This is a genomic window from Amycolatopsis sp. NPDC058340 (genome assembly GCF_042723975.1).
Lineage (GTDB): Bacteria > Actinomycetota > Actinomycetes > Mycobacteriales > Pseudonocardiaceae > Amycolatopsis.
This window is the reverse complement of record NZ_JBHXIB010000008.1, coordinates 14,325-35,949: the sequence shown is the minus strand read 5'-3', so window position 1 is coordinate 35,949 and position 21,625 is coordinate 14,325. Positions and strand designations below refer to the sequence as shown.

Genomic DNA, 21,625 nt, shown 5'->3' with positions numbered 1-21,625 from the left:
TGTTTCCGTCAAAGATTTCGACCCGGATACCCCGGAACCCGGCCCGGTGTCCCTTCGTTGGAGCTTCCGTGCGCTGGTTTCCCCGAGCCCTCTCCTCCTCCCGCCGCGGCGGCGAGGAGGTGCTGCCGAGCCCGAACATCTGGTATTACCAAAAGGCCTACGAGGTCGAGAACCGCGCGCAGGACGTCGACGACGAAATCTGGCGCGTGCTCGCCGGCTCTCGCGATTGGTCCGGGGCGGACGTCCTCGACATCGGCTGTGGTGACGGTTTCCACCTGCCGCGGTTCGCCGCGACGGCGCGGTCGGTGGTCGGTGTCGAACCCCATGAGCCGCTCGTCCGCGACGCGCGGAACCGGGTGGAGCGGCTGGCGAACGTCGAGGTGCGGCAAGGACGTGCGCAGCGGCTTCCCTTGCCGGACGCGGCTTTCGACGTCGTCCACGCGCGCACCGCGTACTTCTTCGGCCCAGGTTGCGAACCCGGCCTTCGCGAAGCGGAACGGGTGTTGCGCCCGGGTGGGCTGATGATGATCGTGGATCTCGACGTGACGAGTGAGCCCTACGGCCGCTGGATGCGGCTGGATCTGCCGCACTACGACCCGCCCGGCGTCGAGAAGTTCTTCGCCCGTCAGGGATTCGACTGCCGCAAGGTGATGACGCGGTGGCTGTTCGAAGACGCCGCCGCGATGGAAGCGGTGCTCAAGATCGAGTTCAGCGCGCCTGTCGCGGCGAAGGCGATCGCGGAGGTCCGGCGCCTCAACGAGGTTTCGTCAGGTGCCGGGGAGAAGCAGGTGACGCTGCCGGTGGGCTATCGCGTGCATACGCGGGTCAAGCCCACCGGCCTCGTCGTGCCGGATCACTCCGTGTCCTCGTCCGGGGTGGTGTCCTCGGCCTCGCCGAGGATTCCGTAGATCGCCCGGCGTGCCTCGTTGAGCACGTCGACGGTGCGGGCCTGCTGGCTTTCGCTGCCGGCGTGCATGACCTGCGCGACCGCCGCGGCCAGGGTCGCGCCCGCCTTGCGCAGGTTCACCTCGACCGGGTCGACGTCGTGGGCGATCTGTTCCCACGGCGGGACGGCGTCCTGCTGCTCGGCCGCGGCGCGGCCGGTTTCGGTGAGCTCGAACAGCTTCTTGCCGTTCTCGTCCTTGCTGATCACCAGGCCTTCGTCGGCCAGCATCTGCAGCGTTGGGTAGACCGAGCCGGGGCTCGGCTTCCAGAAGCCGCCGCTGCGTTCGCCGATCTCGCGGATGATCTCGTACCCGTGCCTCGGCTGCTCGGAAAGCAGCGCCAGGATCGCGGCGCGGACGTCGCCGCGTTTGCCGCGCCGTCCGCCGGGGCCGCCGCGACGGCCGTGCCGGTGCCGATGGCCCGGTCCGCCCGGCCCCGGGGGGAATTCGCCGAAGCCGCCGCGAGCCCAAGGCCCGAAGGCGGGTCGGCCGTGTTCTGGGGGGAAAGGTCGTCGTCGCATGATGTGAATCCTCTCTTCGTAATGTTCCGACCCGTTCACGATATATCGGAAACAGTCGCTCGGCAACCCCTTTCGCGTGAGTTGGGTCTCAGTGACTTGTGGTGTCGTGATCTGGGGAACAGTGATCCGGGGCGGCCCGGCCGCGCGGAAGGTGGACATGGGAGACTGGGTGGGCTATGACTGCCCTCCCTCTCGTCTTCGACGCGCCCAAGCGCGGCCTCCCGCCGCGCCACCTCGCCGATCTCACCGCCGCCGAGCGGGCCGCGGCCGTCGCCGAGCTGGGTGAGAAGCCGTTCCGCGCGAAGCAGCTTTCGAACCACTACTTCTCGCGGCTCACGGTGAACCCGGAGGAGATGACCGACATCCCGGCGGCGTCACGGGAGAAGCTCGTCGGCGATCTGATGCCGACGCTGCTCACCGAGGTCAAGGCGCTCGCCTGCGACGACGGGACCACCCGCAAGACCTTGTGGCGCGCGCACGACGGGACGCTGCTGGAGAGCGTGCTGATGCGCTACCCGGACCGCGCGACCCTGTGCATCTCGAGCCAGGCGGGTTGCGGCATGGCGTGCCCCTTCTGCGCGACCGGGCAGGGCGGCCTCGACCGGAACCTGTCGACCGCGGAGATCGTCGACCAGGTCCGCTCCGCCGCCGCCGTGATGCGCGACGGCCTCATGCCCGGCGGCCCCGGCCGTCTGTCGAACATCGTCTTCATGGGCATGGGCGAACCGCTGGCGAACTACAAGCGGGTGGTGGCGGCGGTCCGGCGGATCACCGACCCCTCGCCGGAAGGGCTCGGTATCGGTCAGCGTTCGGTGACCGTGTCGACGGTGGGTCTCGCGCCGGCGATCCGGAAGCTGGCGGACGAGAAGATGCAGGTGCGCCTGGCGGTTTCGCTGCACACGCCGGACGACGAACTGCGGGACACGCTGGTGCCGGTGAACGAGCGCTGGTCGGTGGACGAGGTCCTGTCCGCGGCCCGGTACTACGCGGACACTTCCGGTCGCCGCGTGTCGATCGAGTACGCGCTGATCCGGGACGTCAACGACCAGCCTTGGCGTGCCGAGCTGCTGGCGAAGCGGCTTCGCCAGCACCTGGGCCAGCTGGTGCACGTGAACGTGATCCCGCTGAACCCGACGCCGGGAAGCAAGTGGGACGCGTCGCCGAAGCCGGTGGAGCGGGAGTTCGTCCGGCTGGTGAACGCGGGCGGAGTGGCGTGCACGGTGCGTGACACGCGTGGTCAGGAGATCGCGGCGGCGTGCGGTCAGCTCGCCGCCGAGAACTGAGTTTCCTTTCAGTGATGGAGATTTTGTCGTGATGTATGCCCCCAGCCTGCTGGATCCGGCTGCGGAGGAGCTGAAGCTCTCGGACGTGCTCGGCCGTGGTGCGACCGGTGTCGCGCGCGAGGCCAGGACGTTGCTCGGCGAGCGGTTCAGCTCGGTGACCTTCATGTACGTCCTGATGCGGGCGTTCGAGGTGGAGTACACGGCGGCTCGGGACGCTTCGCGGTGGCACGAGTTCCACGGCGGCCCGTACGCGCTGTCGGACGCCGACCTCGAAGCCCTGCTTGCGCCCTGGCTCGGGGCCGCGTCGGTCACGGCGTAGGCAGGATCGACGCGGCCGTCCTTTGTGGATGGTCAGCTCGATTCGTGCCGAGTGGGCCGGTAGACGAGCTCCTGGATACGCCCGTCGAACGTCCGGCTCTCGAGCAGTTCGAGGTCGAAGTCGGCCGCACCCTGGAAGATCGAGGCGGCTCCGGTCCTTCCGGTGATCACCGGGAAGACCGTCACCTGGACGCGATCCACCAGACCGGCGGCCATCAGTGCCCGGTTCATCGCCAGGCCGCCGTGCGAGCGCAGCGGCACGTCGGACTCCTCCTTGAGCCGGGCCACGACGTCGACCGCGTCCCCGCTCACGACGGTCGCGTCCGGCCAGTCGAGCGGTTCCCGCAGCGTGGTCGAGACGACCGTCGCCGGCAGGTGCTTCAGCCGGGAGACCCACGGATCCAGCCCCTCGACCTCCGGGGACTCCGCGTTGAGCATCTCCATGTTCGCCCGGAACGTGGTGGCGCCGAAGACCATCCGCTGCTCCTCGGAGTACAGCGCGAGGCGGTGGTCGAGGAATTCCGGGCCTTGCTTGCCCCAGTAGCCGCCCCAATCGCCGGTGTGGGAGCCGTAGCCGTCGAGGCTGGAAAAGACGTCGAACGTGTACGTCGCGGTCATGATGCTCCTTCGGTGAGTTCGTCTCTCACCCTGGCTACGAACGCGTCCGGCGCCGATCGACATCGGCGGCGGAAATTCTTCGCGGGACGGCGAAGTGGCAGGATGCGGGCGTGTACTGCCTCCAAGCCGTCATCGTCACCGAGTCCGCGCGGAGCCGATTGCTCGATGCGATCGAAGGCGCACGGCTCGTGCCGCTCGGACACGGCCTGTCGCTGATGCCGGTGACCGAGACCCGGTTCGATACCAGGCCGCTCGCCGAGTGCTCCCAGGACGGAGCCGTGGCATACGTCGAGGCCGAGTACTTCGGTGGCGCCGGGACGCAGTCCGCGCAGGTGTGGGAGGGCGGCGAGACCGTCCTCGGCCCGCTGCACGTCGACGAAGACGAACCCGGCCCGGCCGACGGCAGCCCGATCTCCCAGGCGCTTCGGCGGCTGGGCGTGCTCAAGGGCGACCACTTCGACGAGTTCGACGCCGTCGGGCTCGGCGGACATCGCAGCACGGACGACTGGCTGTCCGCTTAGGCGTCCTTCGCTGGGCCGGACGGACCAGTCGCGCGGCGGTCTTCATCGTGGGCGGCGACACTCGATGAAGAGGAGGTGGACCGGATGTCCGCGACCAAGGCGAGACAGGTGCGCCGCAACAAGGCCGTCCAGGTGCTCGGACGGATCGGCATGGGCTGCTATGGCCTGGTGTATCTGCTCATCGGGTATCTGGCGGTGCGCGTCGCCGTCGGCGGTGGCGGCCAGGAGGCCGACGGACGCGGCGCGATCGCCGAAGTCGGTTCGACCCCGGCGGGCGGGGTGCTGTTGTGGGTGCTGGCGGCAGGGCTGGTGGCCTACGGCCTGTGGCAGGGGTTGCTGGCGGCGGTCGGCTACACCTGGATCGGCAAGCAGCGCACTCGCACCGTCAAGCGGGTGACGTCCGGAGTGCGCTGCCTGGTCGGGATCTCGCTGGGTGTGTACGCGGCCAAGGTCGCCATGGGTGCGGGGGAACAGGGCGGCGGTGACCAGAAGCAGCGTGAGTTCACCGCGTGGCTGCTCGGGTTGCCCGCCGGCCCGTTCCTGGTGACCGTGGTGGCCGTCATCGTGTTCGGCGTCGCCGTCGGCTCGGCGGTGAAGGGGATACGCCGGACCTTCGAACAGGACCTCGACCTCGCGAAGCTCCCCACGGGGACCCGGCGGTGGGTGGAGCGTCTGGGCAGGATCGGTTACGTGGCAAGGGGTTTCGTGTTCGGTGTGGTCGCGGTACTGGTCGGGTACGCGGCGCTGACGCATGATCCGTCCCGTTCCGGCGGGCTCGACGCCGCCCTGCGGACCTTGGCCGCCCAGCCGTTCGGCACGGTTCTGCTCATCGTGGTGGCCGCCGGGGTCGCGGCCTTCGGTGTGTACTGCGTCGGGGCGGCACGGGCGCAGCGCGGGTGAGCCGTCAGGCGAACTGGATTCCGCCGTCGATCATCACCGACTGGCCGGTCATGTAGTCGGAATCCGGGGAAGCGAGGTACGACACGTACGCCGCCACGTCCTCGGGTACGGAGACCCGCCCGAGATGGATCAGGTTCGAATACTTCTCGATCGCCTGGCCCTTCCGGATTCCTTCCGATTCCGCCAGTTTCTCGTCGATGAGGTCCCACATGGCGGTTCCGACGATGCCGGGGCAGTACGCGTTGACGGTGATTCCGTGCCGTGCCCATTCCATCGCGGCGGCCTGGGTCAGCCCTCGCACCGCCCATTTGGACGCGGAATAGTGGCCCAGCAAGGCGAACGGGCGGTGGGCGACGATGGACGCCGCGCCGATGATCTTCCCGCCGTTCCCCTGTTCGATCATCTGCTTGGCCGCGGCCTGGTAGCAGAGGAACATGCCGCGCGCGTTGACGGCCATCATCCGGTCCCAGTCCTCGGGGGTCACTTCGAGCAGCGGCAGGACCTGCGCGATCCCCGCGTTCGCGACCATGACGTCGAGGGAACCCAGCGCGGCGGCGGTTTCGCCGACCATGGCGGTGACGGACGCCGGGTCCGAGACGTCCGCGGTGATCGCCGTCGAGCGCCGTCCCGTTTCGCGGATCTCCTTGGCGACCGCTTCGAGTTCCGCTTCGTTGGCGGCGACGTCGTTGACCGCGACGTCGTGCCCGTCGGCGGCGAGCCGGAGCGCGATCCCCTTTCCGATCCCTCGTGCCGCACCGGTGACGAGTACGTTCTTGCTCATGCGATGAACTCCTTTGTTCGCCTGGGCTTGAACGAAACGTAGGGGCGGCGGCGGAACCGCGGGAGGGGCGCCGTGTCTCACTTTGAGACACCGGGGTTCAGAGCGCGGACGCGGCGCGGTAGTCCTTCGGCGAGGTGCCGAGAAGCCGGTTGAACATCGTCGAGAACGCGGCGGGGCTCTCGTAGCCGAGCGAGGCGGCGATCGCGGCGATGGGCAGGCCGTCCGACAGCAGTGACAGGGAATGCAGGACGCAGGCCCGCTGCCGCCAGCGGGCGAAACCCATCCCGGTCTCCGCGGTGAAGAGCCGGTTCAGCGTCCGCTCGCTCACGTGCAGCCGCCTCGCCCAGGCACTCGCCGGATCATGGATGTCCGGAGCGTCCAAAAAGGACTCGCACAGGGCGCGCAGCCGTTCGTGCTTCGGCAGCGGGAGGTCGAGCCGGACCGGGGCGGACCGGCGGATCTCGTGCAGGGCCAGTCCGATGACCGCGGCGTCCCTTCCACGGGAGGCGTACAGCTCCGGCACGCCGACGGCCTCGTTCAGAAGTTCCCGGAGCAGCGCGGACACTTCGACGACCTGGCAGCGGCGCGGGAACCACGGCACTGCCTTCGGCTCGATGTACAGGCTCCGGGTGCTCACGTTCGTCGTGAAGACCTGATGGACGGTTTCCGGCGGGACGAGCACCGCGCGCCGCGTCGGGATGGTCCACGTGCCGTCGGCCGTTTCGACCCGCATCGATCCCGTCGCGCTGTAGAGGAACTGCGCCCGACGGTGCCGATGCGGGAGGATCCGGTGCCCCGGCGGGTAATCGGTGCGGATCGCCACCACCGCGCGGTCGAGATGGTCGACCTCGTCGATGGGGATGTCACGCATCTCACCAAGGCTACGCGGGATGTCCGATCGGCGAAAGAATCTGGCGCCCTTTCGAATGCCCGACGTACCGGCGAGGCCTACCGTCGAGGGAGTGCTGATCGAGATCTCGGTGCTCCTCGGGTTCGGTTGCCTGAGCGGCGTCACCACCGTCCTTTTCGGATTCGGCGGCGGGTTCATCACCGTGCCCGTCGTCTACGCCTTCGCGCTCGCCGATCCGGGACACGCATTGGGCGCGATGCACGTGGCGGTGGCCACGTCGACCGCGGTGATGGTGGTCAACGCCGGGAGCGCGACCCTCGCCCAGCGGCGGACAGGGCGGCTCCGCCGCGACTACCTGTGGCCGCTCATCGTCTTCATCGGGTTGGGTGCCGTGCTCGGGTCCTTCGCCGCCACCGTGGCCGACGAGAGTGTCCTGCGCTGGCTCTTCGTCGCCTACCTCGCGCTGACCATCGCGGACAGCGTCGTCCGGACGGGTTTCGTGAGCAGGCGGGACGACGGCGGGCCGCGTGCGCTCGGCGGGATCACCACCGTCGCGGGCGGAACCGGGATCGGTGCCGTGGCGAGTTTCCTCGGCGTCGGGGGCAGCGTCCTCACCGTGCCACTGATGCGGCGCAAGGGATTGCCGATGGCCGACGCGACCGCGCTGGCGAATCCGCTGAGCCTGCCCGTGGCGGTGATCGGCACGGCCGTCTACGCCTTCGCGGCGACGGGCACGGCTTCGGGCGCCGCTCACCTGGGCTACGTCGATCTGGTGGCCGCGGGCGCGCTGCTGTGCGGGTCGCTGCCGACCATCGCCGTGACGCGCCGGGTGGTCGGCCGGATCCCGGACCGTGCGCACGCGATCGCGTACCTCGCCCTACTGGTCGCCGCGCTGATCGCGATAGTGGTCCGATGAGTTGCCGCGAAGTCAAGCCTTGACAAGGCATCCGTGAGCTGGCAAGGGGTTATCGCCAGGCAAAGATCCGACGAATCCTCTATCTCTTTTCCGGATCTTGCGCCAAGATCTCCCGCATGAAACTGAGATCGATCACCAAACGCATGTTCGTTCTCGGGCTGCTGACGGTTCTCGGCACCACCGGGGCGACGTCGGTGGCCACCGCCGAACCCCGGACACCGCCCGCGGACGTCAACGCGACCGGGCTGCCGCGCGGCGGCTGGGAACCGATCGGCCCGAACAGCGTCGGCGGACTGCTCGCCGCTTCGCCCGCCGGACTGGCGATGATGCAGCCGAGCCCGCCCGCGCTCTGGCTTTCCGGCGATCGCGGCGCATCGTGGAGTGTGCGCCGCGGACTGCCGCAAGACACCTCCATCCAGGGATTCTTCGTCGATCCGGCGAACCCGGACCGGATGCTCGCGGTGGGCAACAAACCGGCGGGCTTCCTCGGCGAATGGCGTGGCGTGCTGGTGCGGACCACCGACCGCGGCCAGACCTGGGAAACCCTGCGCGAGTGGTACCCCGACGGCGCGTTCGGCATGGCCACGGACCCGGCGGGCCGGGTCGTCGTGGTGCAGAACATGGATTCCCTGAGCGTCAGCACCGACGGTGGCGAGCACTGGAACGACGTGCCGAGGACCTGGCCGCGCGAGGGCAACGCCTCGCCGGTCGGCTCGCTCAAGCTCACGATGGTCGGTGACGACGCCTACCTCACGACGGTCTACCCCGAGTACGCCCTTTGGGTGGTCCGCGGGGTCAGCGGCAAGGAACCGCAGGCCGAACTCGTCTACCGGACCAACGGCGAGATCAACCAGGTCGCTTCGGACGGCAAGCGGCTCGTGGTCACGGCCGGTCCCGAACTGCACGGCTCCACCGACGGCGGCAAGACCTGGGCGGTGCTGCGCCGCGACCCGGGCGAGCAGACCCTGCGCGAACCGCGTTTCCTCGGCGGACGTCTGTACGTTTCGACGTATAACGACATAGACGTCAGCGCGGACTTCGGCCGCACCTGGACCCGCAAACCGGTACCCGCGCCGGGCGAGGGCGTCAGCGACATGATCGATCTCCCCGCCGGACCGGGCAAACCCGCCACCACGCTGATCTCCTCGCTCTACCGAGGCGTGTACGCGGACGAGGGCAAACGGGGCTACCGGCAGCTCGGTGTCCCCGGTGAGTCCATCCGCGACCTCGTGACCACCGGGAACCTGCTGCGCGAGAGCGTCGTCGCGGCGGGCGTGCAGGAGATCTACAACACCCCGCTCCCGCGCGGGAAGGTGGCCGCGGCGGACCGGGTCTGGCAGTCGCATCCGACCGACCGGCTGCACGAGGACGCGCGTCTGTCCGTCTCCCCGGGCCGTCCGGACGTCGTATGGCAGGTCACCCGGAACGGGTTCTCGCTCGACGTGCTCCGCAGCGGCGACGGCGGACGGACCTGGCAGTTCGCGGCGAAGGCGAAGGAAGGCCTCCCGCGGACGATCTTCGCCCACCCGGCCGATCCGGACCGGGTGATCGTCTCGGCCTTCGCACCCAGCGGTTACGTGCTTTACCGCAGCAACGATGCCGGGAAGACCTGGGAAAAGCTCGCGACCGACAACGGCTTCATCGCGTTCGCCGGTGATCCCTGGAACCCGGACCGGGTCTGGGGCGGGGACTCCGACGGCCTGTCCCGGTCGGACGACGGGGGCAAGACCTGGACCCACGTCACCAGCCAACCGGTCAGTTCGATCTCGATCAGCCGATGGGGTGGCGGCCGCATGCTCATCGGCGGCGCGGGCGTCCACCTGAGCGAGGACGGCGGCAAGACGTTCCGCCGGGTCCTCGACGGCGAGGACCCCCGTGAGATCAGCCGGATCCTGCCGCATCCGTTCGACTTCCGGGTGTGGTTCGCGAGCAACGCGACCGGCGGCGGGGTGCTGCGCAGCACGGACTTCGGCCGCACCTGGTCGCCTGTGCCCGGCGCGCTGCCCGATCCCAGGGTGCTCTCGCTTGCGGTGAGCGCGGACGGCCGGTACCTGTTCGCCGGCACCGCGCAGTCCGGCGCCTACCGGTTGACGCTGTACTGAGTCCGGAGACGCTTCGTGGCCGGAGGAAGTTCCGGCCACGAAGCGTTTACGCGTGCCTCGCCGGATGCGAGAGTCGAGGACATGGCCATCGATGTCGCCGCTCTCCGGCTCCATTTCCCTTCCCTCGCCGACGGAACCGCCTTCTTCGACGGACCCGCGGGTACCCAGACACCCCGGGCGGTCGCCGACGCCATCGCCGGGACGCTGACCGGTCCGTTGTCGAACCGGGGCAAGGTCACTCCGTCCGAACTCAACGCGGAGAACGCCGTCTCAGGGTTCCGCGACGCCTACGCGGACTTCCTCGGAGTACCTGCCGAAGGTGTCGTCCACGGCCGCAGCGCCACTCAGCTGACGTACGACTTTTCCCGGCACCTGGCCAAAAGCTGGCGCGAGGGCGACGAGATCGTCGTCAGCCGTCTCGATCACGACGCCAACGTCCGGCCGTGGGTCCAGGCCGCCGAACGAACCGGGACGACCGTCCGCTGGCTCGACATCGACCCCGAGACCACGGAACTCGACCTCGATTCCCTCGTCCTCACCGAACGGACGAGGCTGGTCGCGGTGACGGCGGCTTCGAACGTCCTCGGCACCAAACCGCCGATCCGCCGGATCGCCGATCTCGCCCACGACGCCGGGGCGCTGGTGTTCGTGGACGGAGTGCACTACGCCGCCCACGAACTGGTGGACGTGCCCGCGCTCGGAGCGGATTTCTTCGTCTGCTCGCCGTACAAGTTCCTCGGCCCGCACTGCGGGGTGCTCGGCGCGTCGCCCGCCCTGCTGGAAACCGTCGAGCCGGACAAGCTCATGCCGTCGCCGGACACCGTGCCCGAACGGTTCGAATTCGGCACGCTGCCCTACGAAATCCTCGCGGGCGCCACGGCGGCGGTGGACTTCCTCGCCGCGCTGGACCCCGGATCGGGCGGAGCACGACGAGAACGGCTCGCGGACTCGATGAACTCGTTGCACGAGCACGAAAGCGCGTTGCGCGCCAGGCTGGAGAAGGGGCTGGGCGACGCCGTCACCGTCCACTGCAAGGCGGCGGACCGGACCCCGACCGTCCTGATGAGCCTCGGCGGCCGCGAGCGTGAGGCACAACGGCTTCTCGCCGAAAGGAACATCGTCGCGCCGGCGGGATCCTTCTACGCCTACGAAGTGTTCGCGGCCTTGAAACTGGAGGATCCGGCGCTCCGGGTCGGGCTCGCACCGTACACCAGCACCGACGACGTCGACAGGTTGCTCGACGGGCTTTCGACGTTCGGATGAAGACCACAGTGGACAGTCGGGCGTAACCCGAACAGGTTGGATTTCCGCGTCGTCACCAGGAGCCGTATTACCGTTCGGTCATGATCGACAACGGGAGGTTCGCGATGCGTTTCCGGTCGATGGCCGCTTCTGTTCTTCTCGGTTGCGCGCTGTGCGTGGCGCCCGCGGCGCTCGGGGCGGGGGCTTCGTCGCTGGCGATCCAGCCCTGCCCCGAGGTCAACGATCCGCCCGACTACAAGATCTCGAACGGTGCCAAGGCCTGGATGAAGACGAACCTGCGCAGTGACTACCTGCGCGGACCGGGCACGATCACCTACAACAAGACGACGACCTCCTCGGTCAATGCCTCCATCACCGGCACGACCAGCGCCGAGGCGGGCGTCATCTTCGCGAAGGCGAGTGTCTCGCTGGCGGTGAGCGTCGGCGCGAGTTACTCGAAGGCCGACTCCTGGTCCTACGCCGCGACTGTGCCCGCGGGGAAGACGTTGCGGCTGCAGCAGTACAAGGAAGGCCGTTCCTTCACCGTGCAGAAGTACCGGATCGTCCCGCCCTGCAAGGTGAAGTACCTCTGGAAGAAGAACGCCGTCGCACCGGTGAAGAGCCCGAGCTATCTGTGGCAGCTCGTCGGCTGATCCTCGTTTTGGGCCCGATCACAAGAGTCGTCCGCCCGATCTTGTGATCGGCCCCATGGACGTACGGTGACCGTACCGACACTCTGAGAAGGAGTGCCGTGGGCGACGGGGCCCTGGCGGAACGGGACGGGTGACCATCATGGGGAGACTTCGCGCACGGACACTCATCGCCGGGATGGTCGCGCTCGCCACCGTCGGCCTCGCGCCCGCCGCGACGGCCGCGACCGGCATCGACACCCGGTGGAGTGAACCAGGCCCCTACGCGGTGACCGTCGAAGCCCTCGACAGCGCGCACACCGTGTACCGGCCTTCGCGGCTGGAGCGACACCCGGTGATCCTGTGGGGCAACGGGACCGGCGCGAACCCGAAGATCTATGACGGCCTGCTGCGGCATCTGGCCTCCCACGGTTTCGTCGTCGCGGCGGCCGACACGCCGAACGCCGGCTCGGGACAGGAGATGCTGGCCGGGGCCACGACCTTGATCGCCGAGAACTCCCGTCCCGGCAGCCGTTACGAAGGGAAGATCGACACCGCCCATATCGGCGCCACCGGCCACTCCCAGGGCGGGGGCGGAGCGATCGCCGCCGGTGCCGACTCGCGCGTCACCACCACGATCCCGATCGAGCCGGGGCCGCAGGGCTCCGCCACGGCGCTCAAGGGCCCTTCGTTCTTCCTCGGCGGCCAGTTCGACACCATCGTCGTCCCCGGGCTGCTGGTCATCCCGCGATACCGCCTCGCGGGCCAGGTCCCCGCCATCTACGGCGAACTCGGCGGGGCGACCCATTTCACGCCCGTCGGCGACGGGGGCGGGTTCCGCGGCGCGATCACGGCGTGGTTCCGGTTCTGGCTTTCCGGCGACGAGCGGGCCCGCGCGGAGTTCTTCGGCCCGTCCTGCGGATTGTGCGGTGACGGCGCGTGGTCCGATGTCCGGCGCAACGCGAAGGCGCTGGCCGTTCCGGGGGCTTGATCGCCGGTTCTTGTCGGTGGTCCGGGCTAGGGTCTGCCTCGGCAGCCTGACCTGGAGGGATACCCGTCATGACCACTCTCGACAACCGGCCGAACACCGCGCTCCTCGTCGTCGACGTCCAGAACGCCGTCGTCGAAGACGGATACCGGCGCGACGCCGTGGTCGCGAACATCGGCGGTCTCGTCGGCAGGGCACGGCGGGAAGGCGTCCCGGTCGTGTGGGTGCAGCATTCCGACGACGAGCTCGTGCGAGGGAGCGAGGAATGGCGCATCGTCGGCGAGCTGAAGCGGGAGGAAGCCGAGCCACTCGTCGAAAAGTCCTACGGGGACTCGTTCGAGGACACCGATCTGGAGAAGGTGCTGGCCGAACGCGGTGTCGGACGGCTCGTGGTCGTCGGGGCCGAGACCGACGCCTGCATCCGTTCGACGCTGCACGGCGCCATCGTCCGCGGTTACGACGCGACGCTGGTCGGCGACGCGCACACGACCGGGGACAAGACCGAGTGGGGCGGGATCGCGCCGGAGCTGGCCATCGCGCATACGAACCGGTACTGGCGGTATCACGTCGCGCCGGGCCGGAAGGGAGGGACGGTGATGACCGAAGACGTCGATTTCAACGCCTGAGCGGCTTCACGGCGTTCCCGGCCAGTGAGCGAGCAGCAGGCCGGCGTCACCGGCGAAAGTGTTGTGGCAGTGGGACTTCGCCGCCTGCAGCACCCGACGGGCGATTTCAGGCGGTACGTGCCCGGCGTTGGCGGCCAGACTTCCGGCGAGTGAGAACCGCGCGCCGTCTCCGGAACGCGCGTCCGAGAGGCCTTCGGTGTGCAGGACGAGGAGATCTCCGGGCCGGAGGCGGGCGGCCGAGACACGGCCGGGCGTCCCGGCGCCGAACGGCGATCGCCGCGCACTGTCCACTGTGGCCGGTCCGTGCCCGTCGCCGAGCACGAGCGGGGCTTCCCCGCCCGCTTCCAGGTGGCGCAGCTCCCCGCGGGCGAGGTCCACTTCGGCCAGGGTCCCGCGGACCGCGGTGCCGACGCCGAACTGAGCCGAAAGCGCTTTGTCGACAGCGCTCTCCTGGCCCTGCAGGCCTTGGCCCTCGCGGCGGGCGGACCGGTAGGCCGCGAGTGCCGCCGACACCACCAGCCCCGCGGACTCGGTGTCACGGCCCGCGTCGAAGATCGCCAGCCATGCCGTCGTTTCGGAAAGGGCGTAGTCGAAAGTGACGCCGCGAAGGTCGTAGGCGGGCTCGACGCCGCCTGCCACCACGACGTCGCGCGTCGCCGCCGTCAACGGGGGCAGGTGCTCCCAGAGCAGCTCGGCGGTGGGTCCGCGCCGTCGACGGCGGCGCGTCACGTCGAGGCCGTCGCCGTAGCGCATCGCGGCGGCGATGAGGTGGCCGGACAGCGACGCGAGCCAGTGGCACTGTGTGCGCAGCGTGGGGTCGTTGAGGTCGGTGTTCACGCCGGCTTCGACCTCGAGCACGCCCACGCGCTCGTCGCCGTCCAGCAGCGCGGTCCACAGGCGCGGTCCGGCGGAGTCTTCGGCGAGCATGGCGCCCGCGCGCCGGTACGCCTGGCCCGCGGTGCTGGTTTCGATCGCCAGCGGCACCCGGCCGGGCGGCTGCCCGGGGAACGGGATGAGCCGGTGCTGGTCGTAGTCGGCGAGATAGACGGCTATCCGGAGGTCCAGCGCGCGCCCCGCCGCGGCGATGACCTCGGGCAGCCGTTCCGGGGCGACCCGGTGGGCACCGTCGAGAAGTCCCACCAGCGCGGCCAGCGGGCCGCGAGGGCGGGCGTCCTCACCGGTGTCGCGGCTGTACGGTGCCCGTCGTGCGCCGGAGATCTCGTCGAGGCGCTCGTTGACCGCGTGGGCGACCATGTCCCGCTGAATCCTCGGCAAGGAGGACGAACCCCGCAGGAACGCCCGCAGTTCGCCTTCGCTGACGTCACCGCCGAGCGCGAAGTACCTCAGCCACAGCTGTTCCACCGTGAGCCCGGTGCGCGCGAAGCAGGCCGCGACGAGCCGTCGCTGCTCCTCGGCCTGGAGCGAGGACACAGTGACCACCCCCGGAGTGCTCGGCGATACGGGGCCCGGATACCAACCGCGACCGCGGATGAAACATGACCGGAAGGGCGTCGCGTTACGCCAGGTGGCCGAGCGGTCCGCCGACGGCGCGGCCGGAAGTGACGATCCGGGGCGGGCCGAACGTGGGTCGCGGTAGGCGAGGTGATCGCATTCGGCTAAGGTCGGCTTCCGAAAGCGGTTCTGAGCGTTGAGAAGTTAGCGCCGATCCGCCGGTAACCGGGTTGGTTGCGGCGGTTGATGGTGCGCGCTCGGCGCCGGTTCCCGCCGGTGGCTCCCGTGGTGCATCACGCCGATGTGCAGAAGTGGGAGAGGCGGGCTTTGGACGATGAAATCGACTGGCAGCGGGACAAGAACCGATTCGTCGAGGATGTCGGCGACGGCGAACTGCCGGTGACCTCTGAAAACGGCGCCCGGCTCCTCGCCGGGCCACTGGTCAACCAGTTCGTGTCCCTGACCAGGGCGTTGCTGGATTCCGGTTCGATCGCGGCGGTACTCGAACGAGTGGTCTTCGCGACGCGTGATCTGGTGCCGGGCGCGGATCTGGTCAGCGTCACCCTCCTCGATCCCGACGGGGGGTTCCACACCCCGGTGGGCACCGACGAGATCGCCGGCGAACTGGACCAGTTGCAATATCAGTACGGCGAGGGTGCCTGTGTCGAAGCGGCGCGGGTTTCGGGACCGGCGGCGGCCTTCAGCGACAACCTCGCCGAAGACGCTCGATGGCCGCGTTTCGGCCCCGCCGCCGCGGCGCTCGGGTTCCACTCGCTGGTCTCGACGGCCTTGCTGCCGGAAGCGTCGAGTTCGCAGCTTTCCGGCGCGCTGAACGTCTACTCGCGCCGTCCGCACGGCATCGCCAGGGCCGACCGCGACGTGCTGCTGCTGCTGGCGACGCACGCGTCGCTGGCTTTGGCGACGACGCACGCGGTCACGCGCGGTCAGCTTCAGGAGGAGCAGCTCCAGCAGGCGCTGGACAGCCGGGACGCGATCGGGCAGGCGAAGGGCATCTTGATGGCGCGGCGCGGGATCGACGCCGCGGAGGCGTTCGAGGTGTTGCGGCATACGTCGCAGAACATGAACGTCAAACTCCGGGAACTGGCGGAGATGCTGTCCAAACGGCATACGGAACTGCAATTGCCCGACTGAACGGGTGGCCGCCACTACGATCGCGATCATGGGTTTCGGCGAGCTGGAATTGTCGCGGACGTTCGAGTGGCGTGGCCGTTCGGTCGCGTGGGAGCGCCTCGGCGAAGGCGCCCCGGTGGTGCTGTGCCACGGGACACCGTGGTCGGCGCAGCTGTGGGCGCCTTTCGCGCGGGCGCTCAGCGAGGAGTTCGCCGTCCACGTCTGGGACATGCCCGGATACGGTGCTTCGTCCAAGGATCCCGGGCATGCCGTCGATCTCGGCACGCAGGGCGAGCTTTTCGCCGACCTGCTCAAGTATTGGGGGCTGACCGCCCCGCACGTGATCGCCCACGACTACGGCGGGGCCGTTTCGCTGCGCGCGAAGCTGCTGCACGGCGCGGAGTACGCCTCGCTCGCGCTGGTGGACGTCGTCGCGCTGCGGCCATGGGGTTCGGAGTTCTTCCGGCTCGTCGCCGAGAACGCCGAGGTCTTCCAGGCGCAGCCCCCGGCGGTGCACCGGGGCGCGCTCGAGTCCTACATCGGGACGGCCTCCCATCGTGGTCTCACCGGCGCGCAACTGGCCACGCTGACCGGGCCTTGGCTGGACGAGGCGGGGCAACGCGCCTTCTACCGGCAGATCGCCGAGGCGGATGTCCGGTACACCGACGAGATCCAGGACCGCTACCCGGAACTCGCGTTGCCGGTGAAGGTGATCTGGGGCGCGGACGACACATGGATCCCGGTGGACCGCGCGGAACGGCTCGCCGGCGCGATCCCGGGTGCCCTCCTGGACGTCATTCCCGATGCCGGGCATCTGATCCAGTACGACGCGCCGGTCGAACTCGCCTTTTCGCTGCATCGGTGGCTGACCACGGAAGTGGGCCGGTGGGGACCAGCCGGGAGCGGACGCTGAAACGCGCCGCGAAGATCAACATCGTTTCATTCGGATATTAGAAGTCGTCTACGTGATATCCGGCCACGTATGCGCTCGAAAGGAGCGCGCCGTGACATTCCGCCGTCGAGGGGCCGAAACCGATCGGCACCCAATGTCCGACGGTGTACCAAAAGGAGGAGCCGGACGCGCAGTGGGCGACCACCCGATAGGTTTCCGAGTGTCTCGGCAGTGAGAAGCAGGTCATCGAAATGCCCTCACCGAAGAGGATTCCGTAGCGATTGCTGTCGCATCCGTAGGGCGGGAACTGGCCTTCGGTCGCCGCGGCGGCCGGCGAGGCGGCCAGGAATCCGGCCGCCGAAAAGGCGGCCATGGCCAAAGCGGCGATTTTCTTCTTCATTGTTTCTCCCGCGTCTTGTTCCCGGTGGAAAGGCCAGATTAGCCGCACGGAAGAATTGCCGTGAATTCATCGGGCAGGTGAAACGAGAACGCGTGCGGTGAACCGCGCTGCTCCGAAAGGGCGTCGCCCGCCCCTCTTCTGAGTTCCCGGCTCCCCTTTTGGCCTAGCGTCGCCGGTACTGCGCCGGAGAGGTGATGGTGGACCGGTCCTCATAGGATCCGGGCCTGCCGCGGTCGACGTGGAACGTCGTCAAGGTGCTCACCGGGGAGCGCGGGTCGCGCCGGTCGCCGATCACCCGCATGTGCGTGCTCCAGCGGCGCGGGGTGACCTCGTAGACGTCGTAGCCGTACCGGTCGCCCTCGAAGTACTTGAGGTGCGGGTTCGCCGCGCCCATCCTCGGTCCGTTCGTGGCGTTCCATTCGGGGGAGTAGGCGCCGGAGGTGATCGAATGCGCGGTGAACTCCGTGCCGATCACCGGGGTGGACGGGTCCGCGAAGTCCGGGCGGATGTCGTCGACGAACGCGGAATGCCAGTCGCCGGTGATCACCACGAGGTCTTCGAGACCGCTCTGTGCCACGTGGGTCAGCACCTCCTCGCGTTCGGCGAGGAAGCCGTCCCACTGGTCCGTGAACATGTAGCCACCGCCGGGTTTCGCCAGCTGGCTCAGCATGATCGAGTTCACCCAGCAATGCCAGGCCTCGCCGGCGCCGGTCACCTGGTCCTTGAGCCACGCCTTCTGGTCCGCGCCGAGGATCGTGCCGTCGGGCAGGTTCTGCGCCGACCGGTACTGCCGAAGGTCCAAAATGGACAGATCGAGGAGGTCGCCCCAGCGGCGCTGCCGGTGGATCCTCGGCGACGAGGGGTGGTCCGGGCGCACCGGCATATGCTCGAACCAGGCTTGATACGCCGCCGAGCGCCGGGCCCGCAGCGACGGGGTGGTGCCGCTGTAGTCGTTGACGACCTCGTGATCGTCCCAGGTGATGAACCAGGGGTGGGCCGCGTGGGCGTCCCGCAACGAGGGGTCGGATTTGTAGAGCGCGTGCCGCCGCCGGTACGCCGGCAGGGTCAGCACCTCGGGGCCTTCGTGGTCGCGCAGTGGGTTGCCGCCGACCTGACCGTGCTCGTAGACGTAGTCGCCGAGGTGGACGACGAAGTCCAGTTCCTCCCGCGCGATCCCGGCGTGCGCCGCGTAGAACCCGTCGTGGAACGCCTGGCAGTTCGCCGAGGCGAACCGCACCCGCCGGACCGGCCCGACCGGGGCGGTGCGGGTGCGGCCGACCCGGCTGACCTTGCCGAGCGCGTGGAAGCGGTAGTAGTACTGCGAGCCCGGCTCCAGCCCGGAAACCGGCACGTGCACGCTGTGCCCGAGCCCGGCGGTGGCGGCCGCCGTCCCGCGCGCCACGCGGCGGCGGAACCCGCGGTCGGTGGCCACCTCCCAGCCGACCTCGACGGTGTCGTCCAGTGGCTGCTCGAACTCCATCGGCTTCGGCGCGAGCCTGGTCCAGAGCGCGACGCCGTACGGGACCGGGTCGCCGGACGCGACGCCGAGCGTGAACGGCGCCTCGTCCCAGGTCGCGCCCAGCGCGGCGGCGGCCTCCTCGGCCTGCGCGACCGTCATCCGCGAACTCAACGGCCAGGCCAGCCCCAGCGCGCCGGCGGTGGCGGCGCCTCGCAACAGGTCGCGGCGGTTGACGGACATCGGTGGTCTCCTCGGAACTCGTCGGATCGCTCACCGACACCGAACACCGCCGAGATGGCCGGAGGTCGACGTGGGGGAGAACATCAGACGGTGATGACGACCTTGCCGCTCGTATGACCTTCCCGCACGTGGCGGACGGCTTCGGGTACCTCGGCCAGTGAGTAGGCCCGGCCGATGACCGGGGTCAGCTTCCCGGCCTCGATGAGCGCGCGCAGCGTCTGAAGATCGTCCTGGTTCTCTGTGGAGAACAGGCCGCGCAGCTTCTGCTTCACGAACGGCCCGAGCATGAGCGCCCGGAGATTGCGGCCAACCGCGCCGATCCATTTCCCCTCGCTCTCGCCGCCGACGAGGACGAGGGTTCCGCGCGGGGTAAGGGATTTCCGCAGCGAGGTCAGCGACCGGTTGCCCGCGGTGTCGACGATGAGGTCGTAGCCGCCGCCGAAGTCCTCGCGGGTGTAGTCGAAGACCCGGGCCGCGCCGAGCGAGCGCACCAGGTCGACCTTGCCGGTGCCGCAGACGCCGTCCACGTCGGCGCCGAACGCCTTGGCGATCTGCACCGCGAAGGTGCCCACGCCGCCACCCGCGCCGATGACGAGGACCTTCTGCCGGGGAGCGACCCGGCCTCTGTCCCGGAGCGCTTGGAGCGCGGTGAAAGCGGAGATCGGGACGGCCGCCGCTTCGTCGAAGCCGAGCCCCTCGGGTTTCCGGGCGATCTTGTCCACTGTGGTCAGTGCGTACTCGGCGAAAGATCCCTGACAGGTGCCGAAAACCTCGTCGCCGGGGCGGAATCGCGTCACCTCCCCGCCGACGGCGTGCACGACGCCGGCGAAGTCCAGCCCGCGAACACGGGCCTTCGGTCTCCGTACCCCGAAACCCATCAGCCGTACCAGATACGGAGAGCCCTCCATGAGGTGCCAGACGCCGGGATCGACCCCCGCGGCCCGGATCCGCACCACCACATCGTCCGGCCCCGCTTCGGGTTCGGGCAGATCGGCGGGCTTCAGTACGTCGGCGGTGCCGTACTCGTTCTGGACGATCGCCTTCACGGCGGCCTCTTTTCCTAGTCTGGGTACTGGAAAACGTCGTCGAGCCCGACGCCGAACACGCGGGCTATCTGGAAGGCCATCTCGAGCGACGGCGAGTATCGGCCTTGCTCGATCGCGATGACCGTCTGGCGCGTGACGCCGATCCGGTCCGCGAGTTCGGCCTGGGTCATCTCGCCCTCGGCGAACCGCAGGGCGCGGATGGAGTTCGTGACCTTGGTCGGTTTCACCATGCCTGGAATCCCCAGCGGTACGCGGCGATCTTCGCGATCGAGCCGAGCAGGGACGCGCACACGAAGGCGAGGTAGACGGCGTTGGCGATCCAGAAGTGGTCCAGTTCCGCCATCGCCATGACGAGCGCCGCGACGCCGCCGATCACGACGAACGACTGTCCGATGTACTCGCCGAACCGGTCGATCTCGCGGTCTCGCTGGTCTTTGCGGCCGGCGTCACGCGGGGAGGCGATCGCCGCGGCGACGTTCAGCACGATCGAGGCCGCGATGGCCGCTCCGATCGTCCACAACAGCGTCGCCACGTAGGGGACGTCGACGAGCGGGCCGGAGCCTGCCCGGCCGAGGACGACGATCAGATACGCCGCGTAGGCGCAGATCGTGACCACCACCATGATCCACGCGCGTTTCTCTTCCATCGCCACGAGAGCCAAGGTAAAGAGTTCTAGACATCATGTCAAATATCCTTTACATCGACACCAAGAATTAGTTCGTGATACAAATAGTGCGTACTACGAACTTAGGGAGTGGTGATGGCACTGTTCGGATTCGGCCTCGAAACCGGCGTCGGCGAGGTGGACGACCTTCTGCGGCACGCCGAACAGGCCGATCGCGCGGGACTCGACCTGGTCAGCTTGTCCGATCACCCGTACTTCGCCGACCGGCTGGACGCCTACGCGGCGCTGGGCGTGATCCTCGGCAGGACGTCGCACGTGACGGCCGCCGTCAACGTCACCAACCTGCCGAGCCGCCCCGCGCCGATGCTGGCGAGGACGATCACGTCGCTTTCGGCGCTCTCGGGTGGTCGTGTCGCGCTCGGGATCGGTGCGGGCGGGCTCTGGCGGGAGATCGCCAAACTCGGGGTGGAGCACCGGACGCCCGCCGAGGCGGTCCGGGCGATGGGGGAGGCGATCACCCTGATCAAGGCGCTGTCCGGGGGCGGGGCGCCGGTGACGTTCGAGGGGGAGTTCTACTCAGTCGACGGATTGGTTCCGGCGGCCGCCGCCGCGCCGCCGGTCTGGACGGGCGCGGTCGGGCCCAAATCCCTCGCGGTGACCGGGAAACTGGCCGACGGCTGGATCCCGGGGCACGCCGCGGACTGGCTCAGCCCGCGGTTCGCCGAATCCCGCCCGGTGATCGATCAGGCGGCCGTCGACGCGGGACGGGACCCCGGTGAGATCGCGACCATCTACAACTTCCCCGGCCGCATAACGGAAAACCCGGTGGCGTCCCCGCGTGACGGCGACGGGCGCTGGGTCGGTGGTTCGCCGGAACAATGGGCCGAGGAACTGGTCTCGGCGGTGCGCGATCACGGTGCGGCGGGGTTCATCTACTTCCCGGTCGAGGACGGGACCTCCACCGACAGCGCGCTCGGCCGCTGGGGGAACGAAGTCGTCCCCGCGGTTCGCGAGGAGCTGGCCCGGGGCTGACCACCATGGCCTCGTGTGTGGGGGGCGGGGTTATTAACCGCGGTGGGCCCCACGCGGGGGGGGGTGAGGGGTGGAGGGGGAGGGGGGGTTTGGGGGTGGGCCCGGGGGT

The 21,625-nt window shown here is 69.2% G+C and carries 24 protein-coding genes; 14 read left to right on the top strand and 10 right to left on the bottom strand.

Annotation, left to right across the window (positions count from 1 at the left end; genetic code table 11):
- The first annotated feature begins 68 nt into the window (after positions 1-68).
- Positions 69-908 (top strand): class I SAM-dependent methyltransferase, encoded by an 840-nt coding sequence (locus tag ACFWIW_RS12765; RefSeq protein ID WP_378368582.1) that lies wholly within the window; start codon positions 69-71, stop codon positions 906-908.
- Here the strand turns inward: ACFWIW_RS12765 and ACFWIW_RS12760 are convergent.
- Positions 854-1,465, bottom strand: a complete 612-nt coding sequence (locus ACFWIW_RS12760) for a PadR family transcriptional regulator (protein WP_378368581.1) — start codon at positions 1,463-1,465, stop codon at positions 854-856. The genes ACFWIW_RS12765 and ACFWIW_RS12760 overlap by 55 nt on opposite strands.
- A 176-nt stretch (positions 1,466-1,641) precedes the next feature.
- Here ACFWIW_RS12760 and rlmN point away from each other — a divergent pair, with 176 nt between their 5' ends.
- Together rlmN and ACFWIW_RS12750 are read left to right on the top strand one after the other, a co-directional pair.
- A complete protein-coding gene (gene rlmN, locus ACFWIW_RS12755) occupies positions 1,642-2,748 on the top strand; it encodes a 23S rRNA (adenine(2503)-C(2))-methyltransferase RlmN (protein WP_240594222.1) in 1,107 nt (368 codons plus the stop codon).
- Positions 2,749-2,779: 31 nt separating this feature from the next.
- Positions 2,780-3,067: a hypothetical protein gene (locus ACFWIW_RS12750; protein WP_378368580.1), complete on the top strand. Its 288-nt coding sequence runs from the start codon at positions 2,780-2,782 to the stop codon at positions 3,065-3,067.
- A gap of 32 nt (positions 3,068-3,099) precedes the next feature.
- Here ACFWIW_RS12750 and ACFWIW_RS12745 read toward each other — a convergent pair whose 3' ends face one another.
- Positions 3,100-3,684 (bottom strand): dihydrofolate reductase family protein, encoded by a 585-nt coding sequence (locus ACFWIW_RS12745; RefSeq protein WP_378368579.1) that lies wholly within the window; start codon positions 3,682-3,684, stop codon positions 3,100-3,102.
- A gap of 110 nt (positions 3,685-3,794) precedes the next feature.
- Between ACFWIW_RS12745 and ACFWIW_RS12740 the strand changes: the two genes are divergently transcribed.
- Entirely contained in the window at positions 3,795-4,205 is a 411-nt protein-coding gene (locus ACFWIW_RS12740; RefSeq protein ID WP_378368578.1) for a hypothetical protein, read from the top strand.
- A gap of 84 nt (positions 4,206-4,289) precedes the next feature.
- On the top strand, positions 4,290-5,105 hold the full coding sequence (locus tag ACFWIW_RS12735; protein WP_378368577.1) for a DUF1206 domain-containing protein: 816 nt from the start codon (positions 4,290-4,292) through the stop codon (positions 5,103-5,105).
- A gap of 4 nt (positions 5,106-5,109) precedes the next feature.
- On the opposite strand, the gene ACFWIW_RS12730 is transcribed toward ACFWIW_RS12735, so the two are convergent.
- Positions 5,110-5,886, bottom strand: coding sequence for an acetoin reductase (locus tag ACFWIW_RS12730; RefSeq protein ID WP_378368576.1), 777 nt, complete (start codon positions 5,884-5,886; stop codon positions 5,110-5,112).
- A gap of 97 nt (positions 5,887-5,983) precedes the next feature.
- Complete coding sequence (locus ACFWIW_RS12725; protein ID WP_378368575.1) at positions 5,984-6,757, bottom strand: AraC family transcriptional regulator; 774 nt, start codon at positions 6,755-6,757, stop codon at positions 5,984-5,986.
- Positions 6,758-6,848: 91 nt separating this feature from the next.
- Here ACFWIW_RS12725 and ACFWIW_RS12720 point away from each other — a divergent pair, with 91 nt between their 5' ends.
- The 6 genes from ACFWIW_RS12720 (at position 6,849) to ACFWIW_RS12695 (ending at position 13,239) form a co-directional block, all read left to right on the top strand.
- Positions 6,849-7,652: a sulfite exporter TauE/SafE family protein gene (locus ACFWIW_RS12720; RefSeq protein ID WP_378368574.1), complete on the top strand. Its 804-nt coding sequence runs from the start codon at positions 6,849-6,851 to the stop codon at positions 7,650-7,652.
- Positions 7,653-7,768: 116 nt separating this feature from the next.
- Complete coding sequence (locus ACFWIW_RS12715; protein WP_378368573.1) at positions 7,769-9,754, top strand: peptidase S8/S53 subtilisin kexin sedolisin; 1,986 nt, start codon at positions 7,769-7,771, stop codon at positions 9,752-9,754.
- Between the two features lie 81 nt (positions 9,755-9,835).
- Positions 9,836-11,017 carry a cysteine desulfurase-like protein gene (locus ACFWIW_RS12710; RefSeq protein ID WP_378368572.1) on the top strand — a complete coding sequence of 394 codons (1,182 nt, stop codon included), beginning with the start codon at positions 9,836-9,838 and terminating at the stop codon, positions 11,015-11,017.
- Between the two features lie 80 nt (positions 11,018-11,097).
- Positions 11,098-11,649, top strand: coding sequence for a hypothetical protein (locus ACFWIW_RS12705; protein ID WP_378368571.1), 552 nt, complete (start codon positions 11,098-11,100; stop codon positions 11,647-11,649).
- A gap of 139 nt (positions 11,650-11,788) precedes the next feature.
- Positions 11,789-12,616 (top strand): acetylxylan esterase, encoded by an 828-nt coding sequence (locus ACFWIW_RS12700; protein ID WP_378368570.1) that lies wholly within the window; start codon positions 11,789-11,791, stop codon positions 12,614-12,616.
- A gap of 68 nt (positions 12,617-12,684) precedes the next feature.
- Positions 12,685-13,239 (top strand): isochorismatase family protein, encoded by a 555-nt coding sequence (locus ACFWIW_RS12695; RefSeq protein WP_378368569.1) that lies wholly within the window; start codon positions 12,685-12,687, stop codon positions 13,237-13,239.
- A gap of 6 nt (positions 13,240-13,245) precedes the next feature.
- Here ACFWIW_RS12695 and ACFWIW_RS12690 read toward each other — a convergent pair whose 3' ends face one another.
- Complete coding sequence (locus ACFWIW_RS12690; RefSeq protein ID WP_378368568.1) at positions 13,246-14,679, bottom strand: PP2C family protein-serine/threonine phosphatase; 1,434 nt, start codon at positions 14,677-14,679, stop codon at positions 13,246-13,248.
- Positions 14,680-15,018: 339 nt separating this feature from the next.
- Here ACFWIW_RS12690 and ACFWIW_RS12685 point away from each other — a divergent pair, with 339 nt between their 5' ends.
- Both ACFWIW_RS12685 and ACFWIW_RS12680 read left to right on the top strand, forming a co-directional pair.
- Positions 15,019-15,843: a GAF and ANTAR domain-containing protein gene (locus tag ACFWIW_RS12685; RefSeq protein ID WP_378368567.1), complete on the top strand. Its 825-nt coding sequence runs from the start codon at positions 15,019-15,021 to the stop codon at positions 15,841-15,843.
- A gap of 28 nt (positions 15,844-15,871) precedes the next feature.
- Positions 15,872-16,735: an alpha/beta fold hydrolase gene (locus ACFWIW_RS12680; RefSeq protein WP_378368566.1), complete on the top strand. Its 864-nt coding sequence runs from the start codon at positions 15,872-15,874 to the stop codon at positions 16,733-16,735.
- A 37-nt stretch (positions 16,736-16,772) separates the two neighbouring features.
- Here ACFWIW_RS12680 and ACFWIW_RS12675 read toward each other — a convergent pair whose 3' ends face one another.
- The 5 genes from ACFWIW_RS12675 to ACFWIW_RS12655 all read right to left on the bottom strand — a co-directional run bounded on the left by ACFWIW_RS12675 (position 16,773) and on the right by ACFWIW_RS12655 (position 20,505).
- A complete protein-coding gene (locus ACFWIW_RS12675; protein WP_043848297.1) occupies positions 16,773-17,114 on the bottom strand; it encodes a hypothetical protein in 342 nt (113 codons plus the stop codon).
- Positions 17,115-17,277: 163 nt separating this feature from the next.
- A complete protein-coding gene (locus ACFWIW_RS12670; RefSeq protein WP_378368565.1) occupies positions 17,278-18,813 on the bottom strand; it encodes an alkaline phosphatase D family protein in 1,536 nt (511 codons plus the stop codon).
- Positions 18,814-18,896: 83 nt separating this feature from the next.
- Positions 18,897-19,859 (bottom strand): NAD(P)-dependent alcohol dehydrogenase, encoded by a 963-nt coding sequence (locus ACFWIW_RS12665; RefSeq protein WP_378368564.1) that lies wholly within the window; start codon positions 19,857-19,859, stop codon positions 18,897-18,899.
- Between the two features lie 14 nt (positions 19,860-19,873).
- Positions 19,874-20,089 carry a helix-turn-helix transcriptional regulator gene (locus ACFWIW_RS12660; RefSeq protein ID WP_240594208.1) on the bottom strand — a complete coding sequence of 72 codons (216 nt, stop codon included), beginning with the start codon at positions 20,087-20,089 and terminating at the stop codon, positions 19,874-19,876.
- Positions 20,083-20,505 carry a hypothetical protein gene (locus ACFWIW_RS12655; protein WP_378368742.1) on the bottom strand — a complete coding sequence of 141 codons (423 nt, stop codon included), beginning with the start codon at positions 20,503-20,505 and terminating at the stop codon, positions 20,083-20,085. Before ACFWIW_RS12655 ends, ACFWIW_RS12660 begins: the two co-directional genes overlap by 7 nt.
- A 114-nt stretch (positions 20,506-20,619) precedes the next feature.
- Between ACFWIW_RS12655 and ACFWIW_RS12650 the strand changes: the two genes are divergently transcribed.
- Positions 20,620-21,516 (top strand): LLM class flavin-dependent oxidoreductase, encoded by an 897-nt coding sequence (locus ACFWIW_RS12650; RefSeq protein ID WP_378368563.1) that lies wholly within the window; start codon positions 20,620-20,622, stop codon positions 21,514-21,516.
- Positions 21,517-21,625: the final 109 nt, after the last annotated feature.